This window comes from Streptomyces lydicus, assembly GCF_001729485.1.
In the GTDB taxonomy this organism is placed as follows: domain Bacteria; phylum Actinomycetota; class Actinomycetes; order Streptomycetales; family Streptomycetaceae; genus Streptomyces; species Streptomyces lydicus_D.
In genome coordinates, this window is sequence record NZ_CP017157.1 from 3,911,691 (window position 1) to 3,933,455 (window position 21,765).

At 71.1% G+C, this 21,765-nt stretch carries 18 protein-coding genes and 1 pseudogene; 16 read left to right on the forward strand and 3 right to left on the reverse strand.

What is annotated here, in order from left to right; translation table 11 throughout:
- Window positions 1-43: 43 nt before the first annotated feature.
- A complete protein-coding gene (locus SL103_RS16965) occupies window positions 44-844 on the reverse strand; it encodes a helix-turn-helix domain-containing protein (protein ID WP_164492823.1) in 801 nt (266 codons plus the stop codon).
- A 186-nt stretch (window positions 845-1,030) separates the two neighbouring features.
- Here SL103_RS16965 and SL103_RS16970 point away from each other — a divergent pair, with 186 nt between their 5' ends.
- From SL103_RS16970 to SL103_RS16990, 7 genes and pseudogenes are all read left to right on the forward strand, one after another.
- Window positions 1,031-2,026, forward strand: coding sequence for a cation diffusion facilitator family transporter (locus SL103_RS16970; RefSeq protein WP_069573818.1), 996 nt, complete (start codon window positions 1,031-1,033; stop codon window positions 2,024-2,026).
- Window positions 2,027-2,151: 125 nt separating this feature from the next.
- The gene (locus tag SL103_RS37865) at window positions 2,152-2,814 is read left to right on the forward strand and encodes a hypothetical protein (protein WP_069569862.1); all 663 of its coding nucleotides are present in this window, start codon (window positions 2,152-2,154) and stop codon (window positions 2,812-2,814) included.
- A gap of 31 nt (window positions 2,815-2,845) precedes the next feature.
- The gene (locus SL103_RS16980) at window positions 2,846-3,583 is read left to right on the forward strand and encodes a DivIVA domain-containing protein (RefSeq protein WP_069569863.1); all 738 of its coding nucleotides are present in this window, start codon (window positions 2,846-2,848) and stop codon (window positions 3,581-3,583) included.
- 89 nt (window positions 3,584-3,672) lie between these two features.
- On the forward strand, window positions 3,673-3,840 hold the full coding sequence (locus tag SL103_RS36865) for a zinc transporter permease (protein WP_099055427.1): 168 nt from the start codon (window positions 3,673-3,675) through the stop codon (window positions 3,838-3,840).
- A 5-nt stretch (window positions 3,841-3,845) separates the two neighbouring features.
- A pseudogene (locus SL103_RS38710) lies at window positions 3,846-4,083 on the forward strand (transcriptional regulator); the annotation flags it as partial.
- Window positions 4,083-4,814, forward strand: a complete 732-nt coding sequence (locus tag SL103_RS16985) for a cation transporter (RefSeq protein WP_069573819.1) — start codon at window positions 4,083-4,085, stop codon at window positions 4,812-4,814. The pseudogene SL103_RS38710 and the gene SL103_RS16985, both read left to right, overlap by 1 nt.
- A 192-nt stretch (window positions 4,815-5,006) precedes the next feature.
- Window positions 5,007-5,390 carry an AQJ64_40280 family protein gene (locus SL103_RS16990; RefSeq protein ID WP_069573821.1) on the forward strand — a complete coding sequence of 128 codons (384 nt, stop codon included), beginning with the start codon at window positions 5,007-5,009 and terminating at the stop codon, window positions 5,388-5,390.
- A 359-nt stretch (window positions 5,391-5,749) separates the two neighbouring features.
- Here SL103_RS16990 and SL103_RS16995 read toward each other — a convergent pair whose 3' ends face one another.
- Window positions 5,750-6,214: a GNAT family N-acetyltransferase gene (locus SL103_RS16995; protein ID WP_069573822.1), complete on the reverse strand. Its 465-nt coding sequence runs from the start codon at window positions 6,212-6,214 to the stop codon at window positions 5,750-5,752.
- Window positions 6,215-6,524: 310 nt separating this feature from the next.
- Here SL103_RS16995 and SL103_RS17000 point away from each other — a divergent pair, with 310 nt between their 5' ends.
- The 5 genes from SL103_RS17000 to SL103_RS17025 all read left to right on the forward strand — a co-directional run bounded on the left by SL103_RS17000 (window position 6,525) and on the right by SL103_RS17025 (window position 13,898).
- Complete coding sequence (locus SL103_RS17000; RefSeq protein WP_244303930.1) at window positions 6,525-7,670, forward strand: LmeA family phospholipid-binding protein; 1,146 nt, start codon at window positions 6,525-6,527, stop codon at window positions 7,668-7,670.
- Between the two features lie 68 nt (window positions 7,671-7,738).
- The gene (locus tag SL103_RS17005) at window positions 7,739-8,722 is read left to right on the forward strand and encodes a CehA/McbA family metallohydrolase (RefSeq protein ID WP_079146254.1); all 984 of its coding nucleotides are present in this window, start codon (window positions 7,739-7,741) and stop codon (window positions 8,720-8,722) included.
- Window positions 8,723-9,391: 669 nt separating this feature from the next.
- A complete protein-coding gene (locus SL103_RS37870; RefSeq protein WP_164492824.1) occupies window positions 9,392-9,748 on the forward strand; it encodes a hypothetical protein in 357 nt (118 codons plus the stop codon).
- Between the two features lie 749 nt (window positions 9,749-10,497).
- A complete protein-coding gene (locus SL103_RS17020) occupies window positions 10,498-12,909 on the forward strand; it encodes an SdrD B-like domain-containing protein (protein WP_069573826.1) in 2,412 nt (803 codons plus the stop codon).
- 299 nt (window positions 12,910-13,208) lie between these two features.
- Window positions 13,209-13,898 carry a hypothetical protein gene (locus tag SL103_RS17025; protein WP_069573827.1) on the forward strand — a complete coding sequence of 230 codons (690 nt, stop codon included), beginning with the start codon at window positions 13,209-13,211 and terminating at the stop codon, window positions 13,896-13,898.
- Window positions 13,899-13,905: 7 nt separating this feature from the next.
- Here SL103_RS17025 and SL103_RS17030 read toward each other — a convergent pair whose 3' ends face one another.
- Complete coding sequence (locus SL103_RS17030) at window positions 13,906-15,246, reverse strand: NosD domain-containing protein (RefSeq protein ID WP_069569866.1); 1,341 nt, start codon at window positions 15,244-15,246, stop codon at window positions 13,906-13,908.
- An 88-nt stretch (window positions 15,247-15,334) separates the two neighbouring features.
- On the opposite strand from SL103_RS17030, the gene SL103_RS17035 reads away from it, so the two are divergent.
- From SL103_RS17035 to SL103_RS17050, 4 genes are all read left to right on the forward strand, one after another.
- Window positions 15,335-16,492, forward strand: a complete 1,158-nt coding sequence (locus tag SL103_RS17035) for a Dyp-type peroxidase (protein ID WP_069569867.1) — start codon at window positions 15,335-15,337, stop codon at window positions 16,490-16,492.
- Window positions 16,493-16,557: 65 nt separating this feature from the next.
- A complete protein-coding gene (locus SL103_RS17040; RefSeq protein ID WP_069569868.1) occupies window positions 16,558-17,031 on the forward strand; it encodes a hypothetical protein in 474 nt (157 codons plus the stop codon).
- A 515-nt stretch (window positions 17,032-17,546) separates the two neighbouring features.
- Window positions 17,547-18,596, forward strand: coding sequence for a polyprenyl synthetase family protein (locus SL103_RS17045; RefSeq protein WP_069569869.1), 1,050 nt, complete (start codon window positions 17,547-17,549; stop codon window positions 18,594-18,596).
- Window positions 18,597-18,767: 171 nt separating this feature from the next.
- On the forward strand, window positions 18,768-21,698 hold the full coding sequence (locus tag SL103_RS17050) for an AfsR/SARP family transcriptional regulator (protein WP_069569870.1): 2,931 nt from the start codon (window positions 18,768-18,770) through the stop codon (window positions 21,696-21,698).
- Window positions 21,699-21,765 lie beyond the last annotated feature (67 nt).

Consider the following 21,765-nt stretch of genomic DNA (forward strand, 5'->3'; position numbering starts at 1 on the left):
GACCAATGGATCGGCGGGTGGCGAGCGGTGCGGGCGCGGGACGTCAGTCGCCTTGTGCGGGCACGATTTCAGGTGCTTCCCTGCTGGCGCAGGCCAGCTTGTCCCTCACGACCGCGCACGCCTCCGCCGTCCGCGGGTCCGAGGCGGCCAGCATCGGGCTGGTGCTCCCGTCCGCCCGCCCCTTCGGGTACGAGGTGAGCCCCTCCTCCGGTCCCGTCTTGATGGACACCTCCCGCACGCCGCGGGCCGCGTGGGTGTGCACTTCGGACCAGACGGCGGAGCAGGAAGGGCTGAACCGGAGCCGCACCACATACGCGGCAACCGTCACACTGCTCTCCGTCCGGGCGTCCTGCGAGCAGTTGGCAGGGTGCGGGTAGCGGCCCTGGCAGCTTTCGCCCCGGCAGGAGGCGGCGTCCGACGCGTCATCTGCCGGACCGGTGGGGGAGAGCACCGCACCCGAGAGGAAGGCGACGGCCGCGAGGACGGTGCACACCGTGGTGAGCACGACGGCGCCCAGGTCCAGGCGACGACGTGCGGGCCCCCGGGGCCTGGGAGTGGGCGGTGTCGGGGTGCTGAGGCCGGTGCCGGCATGCTGCGCGATGCCCCACAGCGCGAGGAGCCCGGCCGGGTCCGCCCCCGCGATCCGGCCGAGCGCCTCGACGGCCGGGCGCGGCGGGAACTTGCCGCCGTTCAAATACCGGTGCCAGGCCGACTTGCTGTACGCGGTCCGAGCGGCCAGGTCCACCAGGCTCAGCCCGGTCTGCTCCTTGAGCGCGCGCAGCCGTTCCACCAATCGGCGTGTGTCGTTGTCGAGCGATGCAGGAAGCGGCTGCCAACGAGCCATTCCCGTCCCCTCCCCGTCCCTCATCCCCGGGCCGTCTCCACCAGCACCCAGCCGTTCGGCCCCGAGCCGTCCCACTTCGTCCCGGATGCGCTGGGATGTGTACCCCGGAAGGGCCCGCCGGCAACACTTCGTACAGGGATGAACACGCATCGCGGTTTCCGCGAGCTTCGCAGGGGGGCCGAGAACATGAGTCATCGCGATCCGCACGGCGAAGAGGCGCACGCCCACGACCCGCACCGCGGGCACGGCCACGGCCACGGCCACGGCCACGGGGTGAGCGTCGACGCCGACCGCCGCTGTCTGACCGCGGCGCTCGTCCTCATCACCGGATTCCTGGCCGTCGAGGTGGTGGTCGGCCTCGTCGCGGGATCGCTCGCGCTGATCTCCGACGCCGGGCACATGCTCACCGACGCCGCATCGATCCTGCTGGCGCTGATCGCCATGCGCCTGGCCGCCCGGAAGGCCGGCGGGGCGTTCACGTACGGACTGCAGCGCGCCGAGGTCCTCTCGGCTCAGGTCAACGGTCTGACGCTGCTCCTGCTCGCGGGGTATTTCCTCTACGAGGGGGTGGGGCGCCTGATCAATCCCCTTGCGGTCGACGGGGGTTGGGTCGTCACGACGGCACTGGCCGGCATCGCGGTCAATGTGGTGGCGACATGGCTGCTCGCCAAGGCCGACCGCACCAGTCTGAACGTCGAGGGAGCCTTCCAGCACCTCCTCAACGACCTCTACGCATTCATCGGGACCGCGGTCTCCGGAGTCGTCGTCCTGGTCACCGGCTGGAACCGGGCCGACGCGGTGGCCTCGCTGGCCGTCGCGGCACTGATGGCCAAGGCCGGCTGGGGGCTGGTGCGCGACGCCGGACGGATCTTCATGGAGGCCGCTCCGCGCGAGGCCCGGCCGGACGAGATCGGTGCCAAGGCCGCCGCGCTGGAGGGGGTGGTCGAGGTGCACGACCTGCACGTGTGGGAGGTCTCCTCCGGCCGGCCCGCGCTGTCCGCCCACATACTCGTCACCCCGGAGTCGGACTGCCACGCCGTACGCGAAGCCGCCGAGCAGCTGCTCCACGGCGGGCACGGCATCCGCCACACCACTTTGCAGGTCGACCACGTCCCCGCCCTCGTCGCCACGGGCCCGGTCGACCACTGCGTCGAACCGCACGGCCCGGTCCACCGGAGGTAGGTCACGTGCACGTCCTGAACGGAATCCAGGTACCCGGCGGAAGCGTATGGAGCGGCCTGGCGTTGATCGTCACCGCCACAGTGGCCGGGGCCTGGACGGCCCGGCGGAGTACGGGAAAGTCCGGGATGCTGCTGCTTCTTGCCTCCGGACTGCTGCTGACCACCGCGGTCGTCAAAATCCTCCCCGATGCCTGGCGGGAGGCGCCGGCGGCGGGCCTCTCGGTCTGGGTGGTGACGGGCGTGTCGGCGCTGGGCTACGCGGTCGTCACGGTCTTCACCAGAGACGGCTGCGGGTGCGAAGTGGGCCTGGCGCGCCAGGTCGTGGGCGCACACGCGCCCGGCCGTCACCGCGGAACGCGAGGGGCGGTCGGCATGCTGTCCGTGGGGACGGGCGCGGCGACCGCTCTCACGGTGCACCGCGTGGTGGAGGGCTCGGCCGTGGTGCTGGACCTGTCCGTGCCCGTGGTCGTGGCGCTGGTGGTGGGCTCCGCCAGCGACGGTCTTGCGCTGGCCACCCTGCTGCAGGAAACCGGGCAACGGCTGGCGCCCTGGCTGGCCGTGGCCTGTGTGAGCCCCGCGGTCGGTGTCCTCGTCACCGCGGTCCGGCCGCTGCCGCCGCTCGCCCTGCCCCTGGCGCTCGCCCTGGTCGCCGGTGTGATTCTCCGGATCGCCTGGGTCGGCCTGCGGCTCGCGGCCAAGAAGCACGCGTCGGGCCAGTTGCCACGCTGGCAGATCGTCACCGCGGCCACGGCGCTCACCGTGAGCGCCGCATTCATGATCGCTTACTAGCCGTCGCATCGACCGGAAGAAAGAGATACCCATGGGCGACGAGTGCTGCGACAACAAGGAGCCGCCGACATCGGTGGATGCCGTCTTCCGCCCCGGCGTCCCGGGACTGTCCAAACCGCTGCTGACCCCGGATGACGTGCACCACAAGCGATTCGCCACGGTGCGTCTGCGCGAGGGGTACGACCTGGCGGAGGTCGACACCTTCCTGCACGAGGTGGAATCCACCCTGGACCGGCTCTTCCGGGAGATGGCGGCGCTGCGGCAGCAGGCGTGCTCCGCAACCGATCTGACGCAACGCAACCAGCTGGGCAATGACCACGCCGAACGGGTCCTCACGCTCGCCGACCGCACCGCCGGCGAAGTCATCACGCAGGCGAGCGCCGAGGCCACGCGCATCGTGAGGGAGGCGCAGTCGCGGGCCGAAGCGGTGGAGCGCGAGGCGCACGCGCGGGCGGCGCAGATCGAGCAGGAGGCTCTCGACCGGGTCTCCGTGGTGCATCAGGACGCCGATACGAAGGAAGCCGAACTGGAGAGCCTGCACCGGGCCCGCAACGAGCTGGAGCGGCAGGCGGAGGCGCTGCGCAGCCTCGTATCGGACCACCGCGCGGGTCTCTGGACGGCGCTGGACGGACACTTCGACGCGATCGAGCGCAAGGCCACCGAGGTCCTCCAACCAGCCGGGCTGAACGGCTCCTCGGCCGAACCCGCACCCACAGCCGGCGTCCACCGGCAGGACGTCACGCCCACCGACGAGCCGAGGACGGACTGACACGGCGATGCCCCGAGCCCGACCACCGCCCTCAACACCCTTACATCCGCAGCCACTTGACCACCAACCGGAGTCGAAGGGACTGTCCCATGGCGCAACACCAGCACTGCCACCAAACCCACGAGGCCCACACCGACGGCGAGGACTGCCGCAGCGAGCCGCACTCCGCCGCCTGTGACCGGCACGAGAACCACGACCATGCCACGCACGGCGACCACGCCGACGAGTGCTGCGACGCGGAGACCGGTCAGGGCTGACGAAGCCGGCCCACCCCTCCGACCCGGCCGACGAGCCGGGCACCAGCCGTACCCCGCTGTCGAACCACCTCGCCCACCCGCGCGACTGCGGGCTCGACGTCGGCGTCCCCGTCGGACGCCGCACCCGCCGCGAGCGTGGCCGAGCCCCGCCTCGGCCACGCTCCGGACGACCTCCGCGCCGCGGTCGTCGCCGTGGCGGCGGACCGCACGGGTCCGGACGCCGATACGAAGGGCTGTTGCTGATGGCCGCGCACGCATCTGCGACACCGTCCCCGGACCGACAGGCCGTCCTGGCGCGCCGGATCCGGCTACTGGTCGCCGCCACCATCTCGTACAACCTCATCGAGGCCACCGTCGCCCTCACCGCCGGAACCGTCGCCTCGTCCACCGCACTCATCGGGTTCGGCCTGGACTCCGTCGTCGAGGTCTCCTCCGCCGCCGCGGTGGCCTGGCAGTTCTCCGCCTCCGAGCCGGCCGTACGCGAAGCACGGGAGAAGACCACCCTGCGCATCATCGCCGTGTCCTTCTTCGCGCTGGCCGCATACGTGACCGTCGAGTCGGCGCGCACGCTTGCCGGCGCGGGCGAAGCGGACCGCTCGCTCCCGGGCGTCGTGCTCGCCGCGGTGTCCCTCGCGGTCATGCCGTTCCTGTCGGCCGCCCAGCGCCGCGCCGGTAAGGAACTCGGTTCGGCCTCCGCGGTGGCCGACTCCAAACAGACGCTGCTGTGCACCTATCTCTCGGCGGTGCTGCTGCTCGGACTCGTCGTCAACGCGACACTGGGCTGGTCCTGGGCCGACCCGGTCGCCGCCTTGGTGATAGCCGCCGTCGCGGTGAAAGAAGGCCGCGAAGCCTGGCGCGGAGACCACTGCTGCGCCGTACCGGCCGCCCTGGCCGCACCGGAAAGCGCCACCGCCTCACCGGTTGGGGGAGTCGACGCCTGCGGCTGTCGACCGGGGTGCGACTGCTGCGGCTGAGGCCACCCGGCCGTTCCCGATGACCTCGTGGCGGATCGACGCCCGTCGCGGCTGGTGGTAGGCGGCACCGCGGTGGAGCAACCTTCGCGAGGGCCGCGCGGTCTTGCCGGGTGCCGAGGGCGGGGCGGGGCCCGTGCGGACCACCGGCAGGGGGCGGAAGACGACATGTCGAGTGCCTGAGTGAGGGTGGAGATGACGGATCTGAACACCGTGGTGACGTGGGTCGACGTACGCGAGAGGCTGCCTCGCAGCGGACTACCGGTGGCAGCAGCGATCACGGGCCGGTACCCGGCTGACCGCGCCACGGCGTCCGACTCGGCGTCGGGTGAGGAATTCTGGCTGGTGCGGCCGATGTACTTCACGACGCTGCACCGGAGCGAGGACGGGACGGAGCACCGGGACTGCTTCGTCGACTCCGACGGGATCGTCCGGTTGCCCCACGGCCGCGCCAGCGCAGAAACCGTGACGCACTGGGCTGAGCTGCCCACGCTGCCGGCAGGGACGACGCATGTCCTCCTCGGGGAAGACGTGCAGCCGGCCCTTCACGACGCGTGGGGCGCTCGTCCCCTCACCTGAACCTGACCCGTCCCCCCGCTCGGACGCCTGACGCGAGGGTCCGGTGGACGGTGGTGTCACCGGCGAAGCGGCCCAGGCGGGAGATGCCCCGCCGTTAGGCGATGGTGCCGACGTGGTCGTTGCGCTGCACGACGGAGAACTACCTGCGCGCGCATCCGCACCGGGAATCGGTCTTGTGGCGGTAGGCCATCTTCTTCAAGCGTCAGCGCTCGGCGGAGGTCGGGGCTATCGGGCGGGCAGCGGCAACGGGCAAGGCAGGAAGACCGATCGGGAGAAGTGGATCAAGGCTGGTCGTAGCCAGCCGTGTCGACTCCTGGCCCCTCGTCACCAACAGTCCAGGTCGTCGGTCACGCCTCAGCTCATCGGGCTTCCAGCAGCTCAGCCGACGCCTCAAACCCGGCCCGTCGGTAGAGGGGGACGCTGCGGTCGGACGGCCAGACGATGAGAACGTCCATGCCGGTGTTCTGAGCTCGCGTCTTCAGCTCCGCGAGCAGGGCACCACCGAACCCACGATTGCGGTACTCAGGAACCACGTAGAAGTTCGTCACATACCCGATGGGAGTGGCGTCTTCGTAGGGCTCCGGCACCCTTTCCACGAGGTGGAGGAAGACGTGACCGCAGATCTCTTCCCCGTTCTCAACCACCCAGGCCAACCAGCGTCCGCTGTCGAGCCGCTCCCGGATCCACTGCTCGGCCTGTTTCACGGACCGGACCGGAGTGGAGAGATCTCCTTCGTGGTCCTCTTGCTTGAATGCCCAGCGCAGTCGGGCCAGGACGGGAGCATCAGCGGCGCAGGCTTGGCGCACGTGGAAGTCTGAGGTCATCCGGTGAGTCTCCCGCATCGCGATTCCGTTTCGCTTCCCTTTTCCCGGGGCCTGGCGTCACTCCAGCAGGCGAGTTGGCGCCCGCACCAGCCAGACGCCTGATGCGACGCCACGCACCAGACCAGCTCCCGAGTCGGCCCCCGAAGGACTTCCGGAGCCAACCACTGAGAACCGCGGGCGCTTCGCCTTATCCGGATCGGGAGGCGACCCTCCGCTCCCGGCAAGTGGTTGCCGCGGTTCCGCCGGCGGCCTCGTCCCCGGCACCGAGATACCGGCGGCAACTTGGTTCGAGTGCCCGGGGTGTGTTCGCATGGAGGCGATGCTCTCCAACGAACCTTCCGCAGACTCCACGGCGCGGGTACCGGCGAGCCGTGCTGCCCAGCACGGCCCGGCCACGGACAACCAGGACCCGGACCGGCCGTCGGCCCAGGGCAACACCGCCGGCGCCGACCCCGGTACAGGCACCGGTAGCGCCACTGCCACTGACAACACGATTACCGGCGACAAACAGGAGCACGCGCGGGCCGGGCGCAAGTCGCGCCGGATCGTGCGGCGGACCGTGAAGGTGGTCGTCGCGCTGGCCGTCGTTCTTGCGTTCCTTGCGCTGGGTGACCGGTGGGCCGTGCTCTACGCGGAGAACCTGGCGGCGCAGCAGGTGCACAAGGCGCTGAAGCTGCACGCGGAGCCCGAGGTGCATATCGACAGCTTCCCGTTCATCGGGCAGGTGCTCACGGGCAACGTCGACCACGTCGAGGTCGACGTCCCCGATGTCGACGCCGGGCCGGTCTCCGTCGCTCAGGTGAAGGGGACGGCCGACGACATCCGGATCGTCGGCAGCCTGCCGTCCTCGGTCAAGGGTGCGGTGCTGAGCCGGGTGCGCGGTGACATCCTGCTGGACTTCAAGGACCTGAACCGCGAAGTCGGCGCGTCACAGGTTCACTTGATGCCCGGCCCCGGGAAGAACACGGTGCTGGCCCGCGGCGACCTGCCGGTGGGCGGCAAGCAGGCCCAAATCAGGGGGCGTGCGCGGTTGCAGCGGACCGGGGAACGCAGCCTGCGCATGACCGTGCAGGACACGCGCGTGGTGGTGCCCGGCCTGCTCACGTACGTACCGGGCAAGGGCGGTGGCTTGCAGCTGACTGCACCCGTCGCCGGCAAGATGGACGAGGGTGAGCTGCAACAGGCGACCGGGAAGCACGTCCTTCCGCAGCAGATGATGCAGGGCCGCGTGCTGGACACCCTCGTGGACCATCCTTCGCTGCTCAAGCCCACCGGCATCGATCCCTCGCTCATCCAGGGCCTGCAGAAGCTCCGGGAGCCGAAGGTCGCGCAGCAGATGGAGTTCTCCGCCCATCTGCCGGACAACCTGCCGGGCGACATACGGTTGCGCAACATCTCCGTGACGAAGAACGGCATTCGGGCGCAGCTGACCGGCAAGGATGTACCGGTGGGCTGAGACGACCACGCGGGCGCGGGCGCCGTCACGCGCCTCGACAGGTCTATGAGGGGAGAGCCTTGTCGAGCTTGAGCTTCCCGTCGGTACGGGCGGTCGGACGCGGGGCGGCCTGGTACCGCGGTGATTGCCATGTCCACTCCGTGCGCTCGCGCGGCGGAGAACTCACCCCCGAGGAGTTGGCGCTCCGAGCCCGCGCCGCCGGGCTCGACTTCCTCGCGACGACAGAGCACGGATCTGCTGCGGAACCCGGTGCGTGGGGGCATCTGGCTGCCGATGACTTCTTGATCGTTCTCGGTGAGGAAGTGACCACGAAGACCGGGCACTGGCTCGCGCTCGGCATCAGCCCCGGCCAGGTCGTCGACGGTGACCATGGCGTCAGAGACGGGCTGATCGATCACTGCCTGGACCAGGTCCATCGAGTGGGGGGCCTGTGCGTGGCGGCGCACCCGCACGCGCCCTATCCATCGGGCGCCTTCATGTACTCCTTCCAGGGCTTTGACGTGGTGGAGGTGTGGAACGGGCTGTGGACGTCGGACCGGCCCTGGAATGCTGACAACGAGGCGGCCCTGGCCGAATGGGGGCGGAGCCTGGCAGCCGACCTCCGGACGGGTGCGTGGCGGCCGGCGATGGGCAACAGCGACACGCACTTGGAGGGACAGATCGGCATCCCTCACACCGTGGTCTTCGCCGAGGAGCTGAGTACGGAGGCGATCCTGGCCGGAATCCGCTCGGGCCGGAGCTGGATCGCCGAGTCGGCGGCCGTGGAGGTGTCGTTCACGGCCCATGTGGAGAGCCGCATCGCCGGAGTGGGAGAACGCCTCGCAACCCATGGTGCGCAAGTCGAAGTGCGCGCAGCAGTAAGGGGTGTGCCGGCGGCGACCGTCAGCTTCCACACCGAACGAGGGAAGGCGCACCGCGTCGCCCTTCCCGGTGACGGAACAGGCGTGGTGCAGTGGCACACGACGGCGGAGGACTCGGCGTTCGTCCGCATCGAGGTCCGCCATCCCGACGGGACCGTCGCCGCACTCACCAACCCGATCATCCTGACCTGACTGATCGGTTACGCGTGCGGTGCGCGGGTCCGGCCACACCCCGTCGGACCACACACCGGGTGCGCCACCGACGCACCGTTCGCCGACTCCCGCGCCGGCTCACGCTCCGGTCCCCGCTGCTGTACCCGCTCCTTGGCGCCGGCCTCCGCCGACCTGGTCAGCCGTCAGTTCAACGCTGCGCTGCCCGTGATCGGCGTCTTGCGCACCGAAGTGAGGTACGGCCACTATCTGGAGGTGACTGCCACCGGCACCACCACAGCTGGCCTGGAACGCGCCCCGGCGGTCATCCGCTGCAAGACCGCCGGGTACCGCGCGGAGCACCCCCGCCATCTTCCTCACCCCGGCCGCGCTATCCGGCACAACCGCACCGGCGGAGCTGCCGTCACACGCTCCCTCCTCGCCCATGAACCCTGACCGCGGTCGGAACGACGCGTCGAGCGGTGGACAGCGCCACGACACCTCTGGAGGGTGTTCATGGGCATGCGACAGGGGGCGCGGGCGAGGGTGGACCGGTTCCCTGACCCGCTCGTGGTCCGGCAGCGGCGTGGTCCGGTGCCGGACAGCCTCGCACGGCTGGCTGACGGCCTCGCCGACCACGCGTGCCGGCAGAGGCCGGCACGGCTGACCATGGGACCGCCCGGGCACCCCGCTCTGGACGGGGCACGGGTCGTGACCGCCACCGACTACCGGCCGTACGAGTCACCGGGGATCCCCAGCTCGCCGGACGGCGACCGTCTCTGCGCGGAGTTCATGGAGGCGCTGCTCAGCGACGAGGTCACCAAGAGCATCCAGGAGAGCGGGCCGATGGCGATACTGGCCGCCACGGACGCGATCCGGCAGATCCTGGCCGGTCCCGACAGCCCTGTGGGGCACCGGCTGGTCGCGCTCGCGGCTGCCATTCCCGCCAAGGGTGGCGAGGCCGGACCGATCATCGCCGAGTACACCGCGCGGCACGCTATGGACGAAACCCAGGCCACCTTGATGGCACTTCGTGACTACTGGGGCCCACCGCCCGCTGGCGCCTGAGGCACCTGCCCGGCCATCACCGGACCCGCCCCGTCCTGGGAGCGTCCATCGGACCGGGCGAACTCCGGATGCGGCTCACACCTCGGTAGCGGCCCTGTCGCCCTCGCCGTTGACCGTACGGGGGAAGTTCCCCGGCACGATGATCGAAGCTTGCGCACCCCTGGCGCCGACCGGCATCTGAATTGCGATCAACTCTCGCTCGGTCGAGAGCGACACGTCGCTGCCGCATATTCTTTCGAGCGCCATTCTCCGGGAACTCGGGGATTATCCGCGGATCCTGATGGATGTCAGGGTTCCGCTGGTGGCGGCGAGACTTCAACGCATAGAATATCGCGCGCTGCTCGCGAGGGTGGCCGGTGAGGTCGGCGGTGGGGGCGGGGACAGCGTGATTGAGCTGCAAATGCACTCAATGCAGGGCGATATCGCCTGGGGTTCTGAACGCGCGTTCGCTTTTCCTGGCCTGCGGCACTTACGACTCGTCGGTAATATCGCCAAGAGATCATCACGAGGCGGTCCACGCGACAGCAGTGGGCCCTTTTTCTTTTCCGTGGGGTCCGCGACCGGCTGCCGCTCCGGGAGCCACGAAGTCGACCTGCGGCGAGAAGCGGGCGCTTCGTTTTCAAGACAAGAGAAGTGTGGAGTGTGATGCCGTGAACCGAGTCGGCAGAGACTCGCGCCGGTCGGCCCCCCAGCTTGCGGGGCCGCTGGCGCGCATAGGGTTATCCGTCCTGTTAGTGGCAGGCGGCACCGTGGCGGCGACGGCTGGACCGGCCGCCGCTTCGACCGCCGACGGCACGCTGACGGTTGAGGTGCTGCGGGACTTCTTCGGCACCGGCGTAGTCAACACGACGATGGACGTGCCGCAGCGGGGCATGAAGGTCGAGATCTCCGACCCCGCCGGGCACCACGTCACCGGTGTCACGGATGCCACCGGAAAGGTCGTGGTGTCGCAGTCGACGGTGCTGAGCGGCGGCCGATACCGCGTCGACGTCAGCGTCCCGGCGCCGTACAGCGGCTATCTGCGGGCGGCGCCCGCGTCGACGGTGGAGAACCACTTCGACAGCTTCACGTCGTTCGTGGACGTGTCGGACGGAAAGAACGCCTCGGTGGTGACGGGGGTGTGGGATCCGGCCGACTACGCGCTGCCGGACTCGCGGTATTTCGTGCCGGTCCACAACGGCGCCAACGGAACCGACACCCGGGCACTGGTGGCGTTCGGGACGAAGACCCGAGGCACCTGTCCCACGAATGCCACGTGCCCGGACACGCTGGCCACGCAGGCCCAGGTGGGCACGACGTTCGGGTTGGCGTACGACAAGTACCGGACCCAGCTGTTCCAGAGCGCGTTCGCCCGCCGGTACGCCCCGTACGGGCCGCAGGGCGGGGGCGCGATCTACACGGTGCCCGTCAGCGGCTCGGGTGCGCCGAAGCTGTTCGCCCAGGTGCCGGACGCCGCGGTGACGCGGCACGACACCGCCAACATGATCAAGGATCCCGGGTTCACCGACGCACCGGGCAAGGAGAGCATCGGTGGCCTGACCCTGTCGGAGGACGGCTCCACGCTGTACGCGGTGAACCTGCGGACCCGCAGCCTGGTGAGCTTCGACGCGACCGGGGCCACCGCGTCGGAGCCCGAGGCGACCGTGCCGATCCCGGACCCGGGGTGCGCGAGCCCCCGCGACTGGCGGCCGTTCGGTCTCTCCGTCCACAACAACACGCTGTACGTGGGCGGCGTGTGCAGCGCGGAGAGCACGCAGCAGCGCGCGGACCTGAAAGCCGTCGTCTCCACCTACGACGGCAAGCGGTTCACCAAGGTGCTGACCCACGCGCTCACCGACAAGCGCGGCAGCGTCTTCGGTTCCGGCGACAAGGCCACCCACTGGAACCCGTGGAACACCGGCCTGGACACGTGGGACGACCGGAAGGCGGGCAACGTCTTCATCGATCCGCAGCCGGAGCTGGCCTCCCTCACCTTCGCCCGCGACGGTTCGATGATCCTGGGTTTCCGCGACCGGTTCATGGACGTGCTCAGCTGGGGAGGGCTGGACCCCCGCCCGGGGAACGACACGGCGGAAAACGCCATGTCCGGTGGCGACATCACCATGGTCTGCGCCACCCCCACCGGTGAATACCAGTGGGAAGGCACCGGGAGTTGCCCCAACCACGCCACCCCCGCCAACAGCGGCGGCCAGCCCGCCGACGTCGTCGAATACTTCCCGGGCGACACCTACGCCAACGCGCACCAGGAGACCGCGCTGGGGTCGGTGGCGTACATCCCGCAGCAGCAGTGGGTCGTCAGCACGGAGTTCGACCCGGTCGCCGACGTCGCGACCTCAGGGACCGGGTACCACAACATCGCGACCGGTGAGGGTCCGGGCAACAACCCGAACGCCAACGGGTTCCAGTTCGTCAGCCGGGAACAAGGCGGCTTCGGCAAGGCCGGTGGGCTCGGTGACATCGCGTACGCGGCGGCGAACGCGCCGATCCAGATCGGCAACGTCGTGTGGTTCGACGGCGACCACAACGGGATCCAGGACCCGGGGCACGTGCTGCTGCCGGGGGCGACGATCAACCTGCTGGACGCGGACGGCAAACAGGTCGCCACGACCAAGACCGATGCCGCCGGCGAGTACTACTTCGGTGGCGTCGGCGCCGCGTACCGGCTCACGCCGGGCGCGAAATACACGGTGCAGTTCGACGTGTGTACCGCGGACACCAGCAAGGTGCCCGGCCAACCCCCGGCGAGCGAACTGCGGTTCACGCTCCCGCGAGCCGGTGCCAATCGTGCGCACGACTCCAATGTGACCCCGCCGACGACCGGGCGGTTGTGCAACGGCTACGCGCCCGTCACGGCACCGGCCAAGCCGGGCGGGGTCGATCACACGATCGACGCCGGGGTCTACATCCCGAAGGAAACGCCTACCCCGACGCCGACACCTACACCGACCCCGACCTCGACATCGAGTTCGCCACCGGCCTCCACGCCGCCGTCACCCGCGCCGCCCGGCAACCATCCGGCCCCGGCCGATGAGGGCACGGGTTCGCTGGCGCACACCGGAATGTCCGGGCTGCCACAGATGATCGCCCTCGTCGGTCTACTGGTGGGGGCGGGACTGGTCCTCGCGTTCATGAGCCGTAAGCGCCGCTCCCAGAAACACTGAACGAACCGAACAACAGTGATCTGCCCGCCCGCGATCCGGAAGGCGCGGTCGGGCAGATCACGTCTCGGCCGACCCACGAGGGCCGGCCTGGATGTCGTCCGTCACCGGACTGCCGAGTGCCGCCGTGACCGCACGGCGGCCGAGCGGTGCGGTGGTTGAGAGGGGGAATCAGCAGAGTGTCAGCGTCGAGCCGCGTGCGGAGCGTGAGAAGCCGGCAAGCCGTACCGGGTCGTGCGGCCGACCGGCGCCGATGGCTGCGGCCACGCCGGGTGGCGGCCCTCGGCACAGCCACCGTCGCGGTGGCCGCGGCGACCGTGTTCCTGGTCGCCGGCGGCGGTTCCGGCCCCAGCGGCCCGCGCGCACTGACGTCGGATGAGGCGAACCGCCTGGCGATCGCACGGTTCCGTAACTACGAGGCGCACGGCCGCGCGGTGACGATCACCGTGCCCGGCACCGCCGGCGGACTGATCGTCACCGGGTCCGTCGACTACCGGGGCAAGCTCGGTTACGGGGTGGTGCACGGAACCGGCCGCGGCACCTCCAGCGACGGGTTGATCGAGTGGACGGCCACCTCGGTGTTCGTCCACCCGATGGCGAACGCCCCGGCGCGCGCACCCGCGTCGCCGCCCCGCTCGGGCTGGTACCGACGCCCGCTGCAGTCGACCGGCAGCGCGCTGGACAGTTCGCTGGCGATCGCGCTCAGGCTCGGCAGCGACCGGCCGGACAACTCCCAACTGCTGCCGCAGAACGGCGCCGCCTGGTGGGGGCGGGACCAGGTGGGCGGACACCGGGTGGACGTCATGACCGGGCCGTCCTCCCGTGACCGCCCCGATACTGCGGGCAGCGTGCGCTACTGGATCGGCTCGGACGGCACCATGTACCGGGTCCGCGTCAGCGTGGCATCCGAGTCGCAGCCGGTGGTCATCGATTTCGACACCCAGAAGTACGCTCCGGTGAAGCCGGTACCCGGAGTCCGCTCGGCGCGGTAGCCCCTGTTCAGGACGTCCGCACCCGCGCGTCCGCGGCGAGCAGGGACTTCGACGGCAGCGGGATGCCTGCCGTGTCCGGTAGGGCCGGAACGGCCGGGACGGTGGTGGCGCCCGCAGCAGTGGCGTGGGGGAACTGCGGCTGCGGACCCGGCACGGCGACCTCGGTGAACGGGATGCCGCCGGGTGCCGTCGTCCTCGTCCAACTGCCGGCCGGCGAGGACGCCCCGGCCGGCTGCGGGCAGGGCGCGGTGGTCGCGAGCCGGGCGGGCACCGTGCTTCGCAGATCGTTGCCGCGCAGGCAGTTGCCCCGTCCCCGCGTGGCGGTGGGGAAAGTCCAGCCGACGTCCACGCCGTTGACGGTGAACGTGTTGTCCACGATCTGGTTGCCGACCGGAGGAATGTCGGCGGTCGCGGTGATCACCAGCCCGGCGTTGCTGTTGTCGGCGATGCGGTTGCGCACGAACGTGTTGTCGCTGCCGCCGTCGATGCCGATTCCGATGCCCCACCCGCCGTCGGCCTGCTGTGGGGTGGCCTTCTGCTGGTTGGCGGCGATCAGGTTGCCCGCGATGACGGCGCCCTGCTGGGGGAGCAGCTTCTCCTGGTGGTCGGAGTCGGTGGTGAGGCCGACCCGGTTGCCGACCAGGCGGTTGCCGACCACGTACATGTCTCCGCTGGCGTTGGTGCCTTCGAAACCGACCGCGTTGAGTTCGGCGATGTTGTCCCGCACCACGATGTGACAGGGCTTGCACTGTCCGACGTAGATTCCCGAGTCCGCCCCGCCCGAGGCGTAGGAATGCTCGATGACACCGTTCTGCGCGGAGAACGCGTAGATGCCGTACAGGCCGTTGCGGGTCGCGGTCACGTAGGAGACCAGGAAAGACTTCAGCAAGGTGACCGGCTCGTCGCCGGTGTCGTAGCCGCCGGAGTGCCCCGGCAGCCCGGCGACCGCTTTCGCCGAACCGGTGACCAGGACCCCGTTCTGCGTGTTGTTCCGCACGGTCAGGTTCTGCACGGCCACCCCGGGCGCCGCGACGACGACACCGTTCGGCTGCTGCAGTCGCCCGTCGATGACGACCTTGTCCCGGGACGCACCGCGAAGAGTGATGCGTGCCGTGTCGATCTTCACCGACTCGTGGTACACGCCCGGCGCGACCAGTACCAGGTCCCCGGGCCGCGCCAACGACACCCCGTCCGAGATCGTGGGGGCATCGGCGGGTACTCGGATCGTCACCTGCGCACCGGCCGGTCGCCGGCCTTTGCCCGACCCGTCATCGCCGCCGCCGCAGCTGACCACAAGCGTCAGCGTGCCCAGTACCGCCGCCACCGCGCGAAGAGCTAATCGAGGCATGATCCCAGTCTGGCATGACGCCCAAGTCCACGCCAGAATCGCGAGGTTGACCGGCGGGTGCGATGCGGGGTGTGGCACGCTGCACACCATGCATCGAGCCGATCACCATCCGTCGCGCCGCAGGTTCCTCGATGTCACCGGCGCGGTGGTGGCCGCCGGTCTGACGGCCGGGTGCACGGCGGACGCCGCCCAGTCGGACCGGCACGCCGCAACCCCGGCGGCCACGCCCACGCCGGTAGCGGCGATGGGCCGCCATCAGGCGGGCATCACGCTTCCCCAGCCGGCCCAGCCCAACTTGCTGGCCGTGGTGGCCGACCTCGGTGCCACCGTGGCTCCCGGCCCCTTGCTCGCAGAACTCGGCCAGGCCATCCGCACACTCGTCGCGGGTACCGACCCGCGGCTGCTGGGCCTGCCGCCGGGCGACCTCACCGTGACCGTCGGCGTGGGCCCCCGGCTGGTGCGCACGGCCGGTGCCTCGCTGCCCGGCGCGGCCGACCTCCCGCGGTTCTCCCGTGAGCGGATCGCCTCACCGGCACGCGGCGGTGACCTGCTGCTACAGATCTGCGCCAGCGACGCGCTGCTGTTACCGGTCGTCGCCGCCGCGCTCCTGGACCAGGCCGGCGACCGTATCCGCGAACGCTGGCGGCAGTCCGGACGCCGCGGTACGAACGTGTCCGTCGGCGACGGCCTCACGGCTTCACGCAACCCGCTCGGCTTCGTCGACGGCATCGTGGGCCCGCACACGGCCGCCGAACAAGAACGCGATCTGTGGCTGGCCGGGCCCCCGGCGGTCGCCGGCGGCACCGTTGCCGTGCTGCGGCGCATGGAACTCGACCTGCCGAGGTTCGCCGCCCTGTCCGTAGCCGAGCAGGAAGCGGTCTTCGGGCGACGCCGGGCCAGCGGCGTCCCGCTCTCCGGCGGTACCGCCGCCTCCGGCCCGGAACTCGGCGCCAAGACACCGGACGGCCGCTATCTCGTTCCCGCGGACGCCCACGTGCGCAGGGCGCACGCCACCGCGGTCGGGGTCGGGCTCATGCTCCGCCGCTCCTACAGCACCGACGAGCCCGGCCCCGGCCTGCTCTTCATCTGCTTCCAGAACGATCTGCGGACCTTCACCGCCACCCTCAGCCACATGGATGTCTCCGACGCGCTCCTGCAATTCACCACCACCACCGCCAGCGCGACATTCCTGATCCTCCCCGGCTTCGACCGGCAACGCCCGCTCGGTTCCCAGCTGTTCGGCTGATCACGCGGTGGCCGCCGGGCGCAGCGGGCCTGGAGTGTCAGAGGCGGCCAGTAGCCTCGGGCGCCATGGGAATTCAGATAGAGGTGGTGGCGGGTCACCCGGTCAACGATGAGGTGGAGCGGGTGCTCGGCCTGGCCGAGGCGGTCGGCGAGCCCGTCACCGTCACGTTCGTGTGGGAGGGGTGTGCAGAGGCGGAGCGCGCCGTGCTGGTGCCCGCGGCCACGCTGGCGCTCTGGGAGCATTGGGCCCCCTCCGCCTACCCGGCGAGTGACCCCGGGGACGGGAACCGGGCTGAATCGGAACGGCCGGAACTGGCTCACCCGGCGGAATTCGGAGCGTTCACGCTCTTTCGCCGTCGCGTGGGAGGGCGCACGGCGGTCGCTCGCGGAGGCGTAGTGGTCGCCGAGCTCCTGGACCCCGGCGAGGCGCACTGGCTCCAGACGCAGGCCCGCGATGTCCGCCAAGGATTCATGGATCCGAAGCAGAAGGCGGCGTTCGAGGAGTTCCTCGCCCGTCAGCCACCCGTCGATGAGCAGTGATGCGCCGCTCGTGCTCCTTCGGCCGCGGCTTCCGGCATCGGGCCACCGGTTGTCATCCGGCGGCGCGGGTTTCCCCGTAACGGCACGGCAGCCCCGTGGCACCGGCCGCGATGATCCGGGCGTGCTCCCGGAGCCGGCCGCCGGCCCTCCTGTGAGATGCCGTCCAAATCCTTCGGTGCCGCCCGTCATCCCTCGCGGCTTGTTCGCCACCTAACTTGGCTGAACAGGGGCTGTGTTCGCCGCCCAGCGCGGCCACCGCCGGGCCCGGCTCGGCACAGGTACCGCCGGCCACCCCCGGTGGCTCCACCGGCGGAACCGCATCGCGGACCAGGCGCGACCCGCAGGACACGCCCCTGCCGTGCCACGACCGTGTCCGGTGTACGCGGTCGGGCATCCCGACCGCGCTCGGGATGCCCGACCGGGCTGCCCTCTGTCCGCGGACCGCCCCGTCGTGGCCGCCGGACGGAGACCCGGACGTGCACAGGAATCCCCCACCCGAAAGGACACTCCCGATCATGACGCCTGCTACAGCGCCCCAGGCCGCCGCGTCGCAGACCCTGGCCCGCTGCCGCGAGTTGGTGCAACCGGCGCTCGTGGAGGCCGTCGAGCGCCTCCACCCGTGGCTGGCAGAGATGGCAGCCCACGCGCTCGGATGGACCAGGTCGGAGGACGGCTTCCGCCCCGGCTCCCAGGGCAAGGGGGTGCGCCAGGCACTCGCGGTGCTCTGCGCCGAGGCCGTTGGGGCGCCCGCGGAGTGCGCCCTCGCCGGTGCGGTCACCGTGGAGTTGGTGCACACCTTCTCCCTCGTGCACGACGACATCATGGACGGCGATGAGACCCGTCGGCAGCGCGAGAGCACCTGGAAGGCATACGGTCCCGGACCCGCGATCCTGGCCGGCGACGCGATGTGCGCCCTCGCTGCCCAGATCCTCTGCGACGCCCCGGCGGCACAAGTCGGAGCAGCAGTACGGCACCTCGCCGACGCCTTGCACGACATGGCGCGGGGTCAGGCCGACGACCTCTCCTTCGAGTTCCGTTCATGGGCGGGCCCGGACGCGGTCCGGGTGCACGAGTACCGGTCGATGGCCGAGCACAAGACGGGTGCACTGCTCGGGTGTGCCACCGGTCTGGGCGCCGTGCTCGCCGGCGCACCGGCCGCGACCGTCGCAGGTCTTACCCGAGCCGGCCGGCATCTCGGGGTGGCCTTCCAAGCAGTTGACGACCTTCTGGGTATCTGGGGAGACCCGCAGGACACCGGCAAACCGGTATACAGCGATCTGCGACGGCTGAAGAAGACCTACCCTGTCCTGGCGGCGCTGGCCACCGACACCGGGGCCGCGGGGCAGCTCATAGGGATTCTCGAATCGGGCGGGACACTGGACGACGCCGGCGCCCGGCAGGCCGCCGATCTCATCGAGGAGGCGGGCGGGCGCCACGCCACCCGCAGCGAAGCCCAACAGCACCTCAACAGGGCCCACGACTGCCTGACAGCGCTCGACCTGGAGCCGACGGCATGCGACGAGATCCGCACCCTGCTGCCTTTCCTCATCCATCGCAGCGCGTGACGGTGACGCCGTGCGCGGTGGTGGCGTGCGACCGCCGCCCCGTATCGACCAGTGGACACTCCGGTCGTCGTACGCGCGTCCGGTGATAATGACTACGGGGTGTCACTTCCCGGCAAGTGCCCGCCCCCTCGGTTCTCGGCCAATGAACCATGACAGGTTGAGCGATGACTGATGCCGTGGGTCGGAACGTTGGAGCAGGGCATGCGGGGGCTGCGGATTGCGGCGCTGGGTCCGCTGAGGGCATGGCGCGGTGAGCGGCAACTGGACACCGGACCGGCACAGCAGCGCGCGGTGCTCACCTCACTGACGTTGCGGTGCGGGCAGGTCGCCTCCGCGGACGAGCTGGTGCGGGACGTCTGGGGAGCGGAGCCGCCGGCCAGCGCGCACGTCGCGGTACGCAACCACGTCTCACGCCTGCGCACCGTGCTGGAGAGCGACTCCGCCGCACCCCAGGCGCTGGTCTCCGTCGGCGGCGGCTATGCGCTGCGCCTGCCGGACGGGGCGCTGGACGTCACCCAGGCCGAACGGCTCCATGCCCGGGCGCAGGCGGCCCGGAGCCAGGGGGATCTGGAGCCGGCCGTCCGCATCCTTGCCGAGGCCGAGGCGCTGTGGGACGGCACTCCGCTGACGGGGGTGCCCGGCCCGTACGCCCAGAGGCAGCGGGACCGCCTCGTGGAGTACCGTCTCCTCCTCGTCGAGGCGCGGCTGACCCTGGAACTCCAGCTCGGCGGACATACCCGGGTCGTCGGGGAACTGCTCGCGCTGGCCGACGAACATCCGCTGCGCGAGGGGCTGCGTGCGTTGCAGATGCTGGCGCTGTACCGCTGCGGCCGGCAGGCCGACGCGCTGGCCGTGTACACCGCGGCCAGACGGCACCTCGCCGCGGAGCTGGGCGTCGATCCGGGCCCTGAGCTGGTACGTCTGCACCAGCGCATCCTGGAAGCGGATCCGACGCTGGCACCGCCGTCGGGCGCGGCGGCCGCGCCCCCGGCGCCCGGCCCGGCCGCCGGACCGGACCGGCCGACCTGGGTGCCGCCGGCGCAGGCCCCGCCCGACGTCCCCGACTTCACCGGACGCAGGGAGGAGATCCGGCAGGTCCGCGACGCGCTGGCCGGTGCCGTGCGGACGGACGCGACCGCTCCGGTGATCTGCGTGATCCACGGCATGGGAGGTGTGGGGAAGACCGCACTGGCCGTGCACGCGGCGCACGCCGTGCGGGAGCAGTTCCCCGACGGCCAGCTCTATGTCGACCTGCGCGGGACCGGACGGGAGCGCGCGAATCCTTATGAGGTGCAGGAGTTGTTCCTGCGCTCCTTGGGGGTCCTGGCCGGCAATGTGCCCAGTGGGCGGGAGGCGCGTACCGCGCTCTACCGTTCGCGGATGGCCGGCCGCCGGCTGCTGCTCCTGCTGGACAACGCCGCCGACACCGAGCAGGTGAGCGCCCTGCTGCCGGGTACCGCCGGAAGCGCCGCGCTGATCACCAGCCGTACGGCGCTGATGTGCCTCCCGGCGACCACCCGCACCGCGCTCGAACCGTTCAGCGAGCCGGAGGCCCTCGCCCTCCTGGAGCGGATGGCCGGCAGTGGGCGGTGCCGTCAGGAGCAGGGGACGGCCCGCGACCTGGTGCGGGCGTGCGGCCTGCTCCCGCTGGCCGTCCGCGTCGTCGGCGCCCGCCTGGTGGCCCGTCCGCGCTGGACGCTCGCGTCGCTGGCCGAGCGGCTCAGTGATCGCTCTCAGCGGCTGGGTGAGTTGGAGGCCGGCAGCCTGGCCGTCGAATCGGTCTTCCACCTCGGTTACTCGACGCTGGACGACGCGGAGGCGCGCGCCTTCCGGCTGCTGGCCATCCCCGAGGTGCCCGACCTCTCCCCGGCCGCCGCGGCGGCGGCGCTGCACTGCGACCGGCGGGAGGCCGAGGCGCTCCTGGAGTCCCTGGCCCACCACGGCCTGCTGGAACCCGGGGAACCCGGCCGGTACCGCTACCACGATCTGCTGCGGCTGTTCGCCCGCCACAGGACCCTGGACACCGACCCCTCCGCCACCCGGCAGGCGGTCCTGAGCCGGGTCGCCCGCTTCTACCTCACCGGGACGAGCAGCGCCATGCGCGCCGAGCGGCCCTACAGCCGGCTGCCCGACACCGCCGATCCGGACGGCATGCCGGGCGCCGCGGCCTTTTCCGACGCGCTCCACGCGCAGGAATGGGTGTTGCACGAGCTCCCCGCGATGCTGGCCGTCGCCGGCCAGATCCTCCACCACCCCTATCGCCCGGTGAGCGCGGAGGACACCCGCACCCTGTCGGGTCTGCTGGCGCTGCTCATGCCGTTCACCGACTTCTGCCTGCCGTGGGATGCCATACATCAGCTGGGCCATACGCTGCTGCGCGCCGCCGACCACCACGGGGAGCGGCTCGCGACCGTCTTCAGCTGTATCGCGGCGGGCGTCGCCTGCGCATGGAGCGGACACCACGAGGAGGCGGCCGCGCTGGCCGCCCGCGCCCACGAGACGCTCGACCCCGCGGACCGGGTACTGGCCCCCCGCGTCGTGTACACCATGGGTGTGGTCGCCAGTGTGAAGCCGGACGGCCTGGACAGGGCCATCGGCCACTACCGGAGCGCGCACGCCCTGGCGTGCGAGAGCGGTGAGCCAGGTATGGCCGCCCAGTGCTCCGTCAGCCTCGCCCGCGCCCAGCTCGCGCTCGACCGGCCGCACCAGGCGCTGGAAGCCGCCCGGGACGCCCTTGCCCACTGCCCGCCCGGGGACAATCCGGTGGGCATCGCCCTGGCTCAGCGCGTGTTGGGCGACGCACTGGCGCAACTCGGCCGGCACGAGGAAGCGGTGACGGAGTACGGCACGGCGCTCGCCGTCTGCCGGGCGCACGGACTGCACGCACAGCGCGCCCATACGCTGCTGTCCCTCGCCGCGGTGCTGGCCGCCGTCGGCCGGCCGGGTCAGGCCCGTACGTGCGCGGCGGAGGGCGGGGCCGCGCTGGCTCAGCTCGGCGATCCGACGGGCGAGGAACGGGCGCGCGCCTTCATCAACCGCCTCGCCGCGGCCGGTCCGTCAGACCCACGAGGGCAACACACGGCAGCCGGGAGCGACCACTGACGTTCCGTCCGGCGCGGCGGCCCGGTGCACGGGGGCCGCGACGGACCAGTTCACCTCGACGGTCTCG

Excerpts from the sequence above, each read along its gene's own strand:
- SL103_RS16990 (WP_069573821.1), top strand. The coding sequence starts at position 5,007 with ATGACGGATCTGAACACCGTGGTGACGTGGGTCGACGTACGCGAGAGG.
- SL103_RS17030 (WP_069569866.1), bottom strand. The coding sequence starts at position 15,246 with ATGCCTCGATTAGCTCTTCGCGCGGTGGCGGCGGTACTGGGCACGCTG.
- SL103_RS17035 (WP_069569867.1), top strand. The coding sequence starts at position 15,335 with ATGCATCGAGCCGATCACCATCCGTCGCGCCGCAGGTTCCTCGATGTC.
- SL103_RS16965 (WP_164492823.1), bottom strand. The coding sequence starts at position 844 with ATGGCTCGTTGGCAGCCGCTTCCTGCATCGCTCGACAACGACACACGC.
- SL103_RS17040 (WP_069569868.1), top strand. The coding sequence starts at position 16,558 with ATGGGAATTCAGATAGAGGTGGTGGCGGGTCACCCGGTCAACGATGAG.
- SL103_RS16980 (WP_069569863.1), top strand. The coding sequence starts at position 2,846 with ATGGGCGACGAGTGCTGCGACAACAAGGAGCCGCCGACATCGGTGGAT.
- SL103_RS16995 (WP_069573822.1), bottom strand. The coding sequence starts at position 6,214 with ATGACCTCAGACTTCCACGTGCGCCAAGCCTGCGCCGCTGATGCTCCC.
- SL103_RS17000 (WP_244303930.1), top strand. The coding sequence starts at position 6,525 with ATGGAGGCGATGCTCTCCAACGAACCTTCCGCAGACTCCACGGCGCGG.
- SL103_RS17045 (WP_069569869.1), top strand. The coding sequence starts at position 17,547 with ATGACGCCTGCTACAGCGCCCCAGGCCGCCGCGTCGCAGACCCTGGCC.
- SL103_RS17050 (WP_069569870.1), top strand. The coding sequence starts at position 18,768 with ATGCCGTGGGTCGGAACGTTGGAGCAGGGCATGCGGGGGCTGCGGATT.
- SL103_RS37865 (WP_069569862.1), top strand. The coding sequence starts at position 2,152 with ATGCTGCTGCTTCTTGCCTCCGGACTGCTGCTGACCACCGCGGTCGTC.
- SL103_RS16970 (WP_069573818.1), top strand. The coding sequence starts at position 1,031 with ATGAGTCATCGCGATCCGCACGGCGAAGAGGCGCACGCCCACGACCCG.
- SL103_RS16985 (WP_069573819.1), top strand. The coding sequence starts at position 4,083 with ATGGCCGCGCACGCATCTGCGACACCGTCCCCGGACCGACAGGCCGTC.
- SL103_RS36865 (WP_099055427.1), top strand. The coding sequence starts at position 3,673 with ATGGCGCAACACCAGCACTGCCACCAAACCCACGAGGCCCACACCGAC.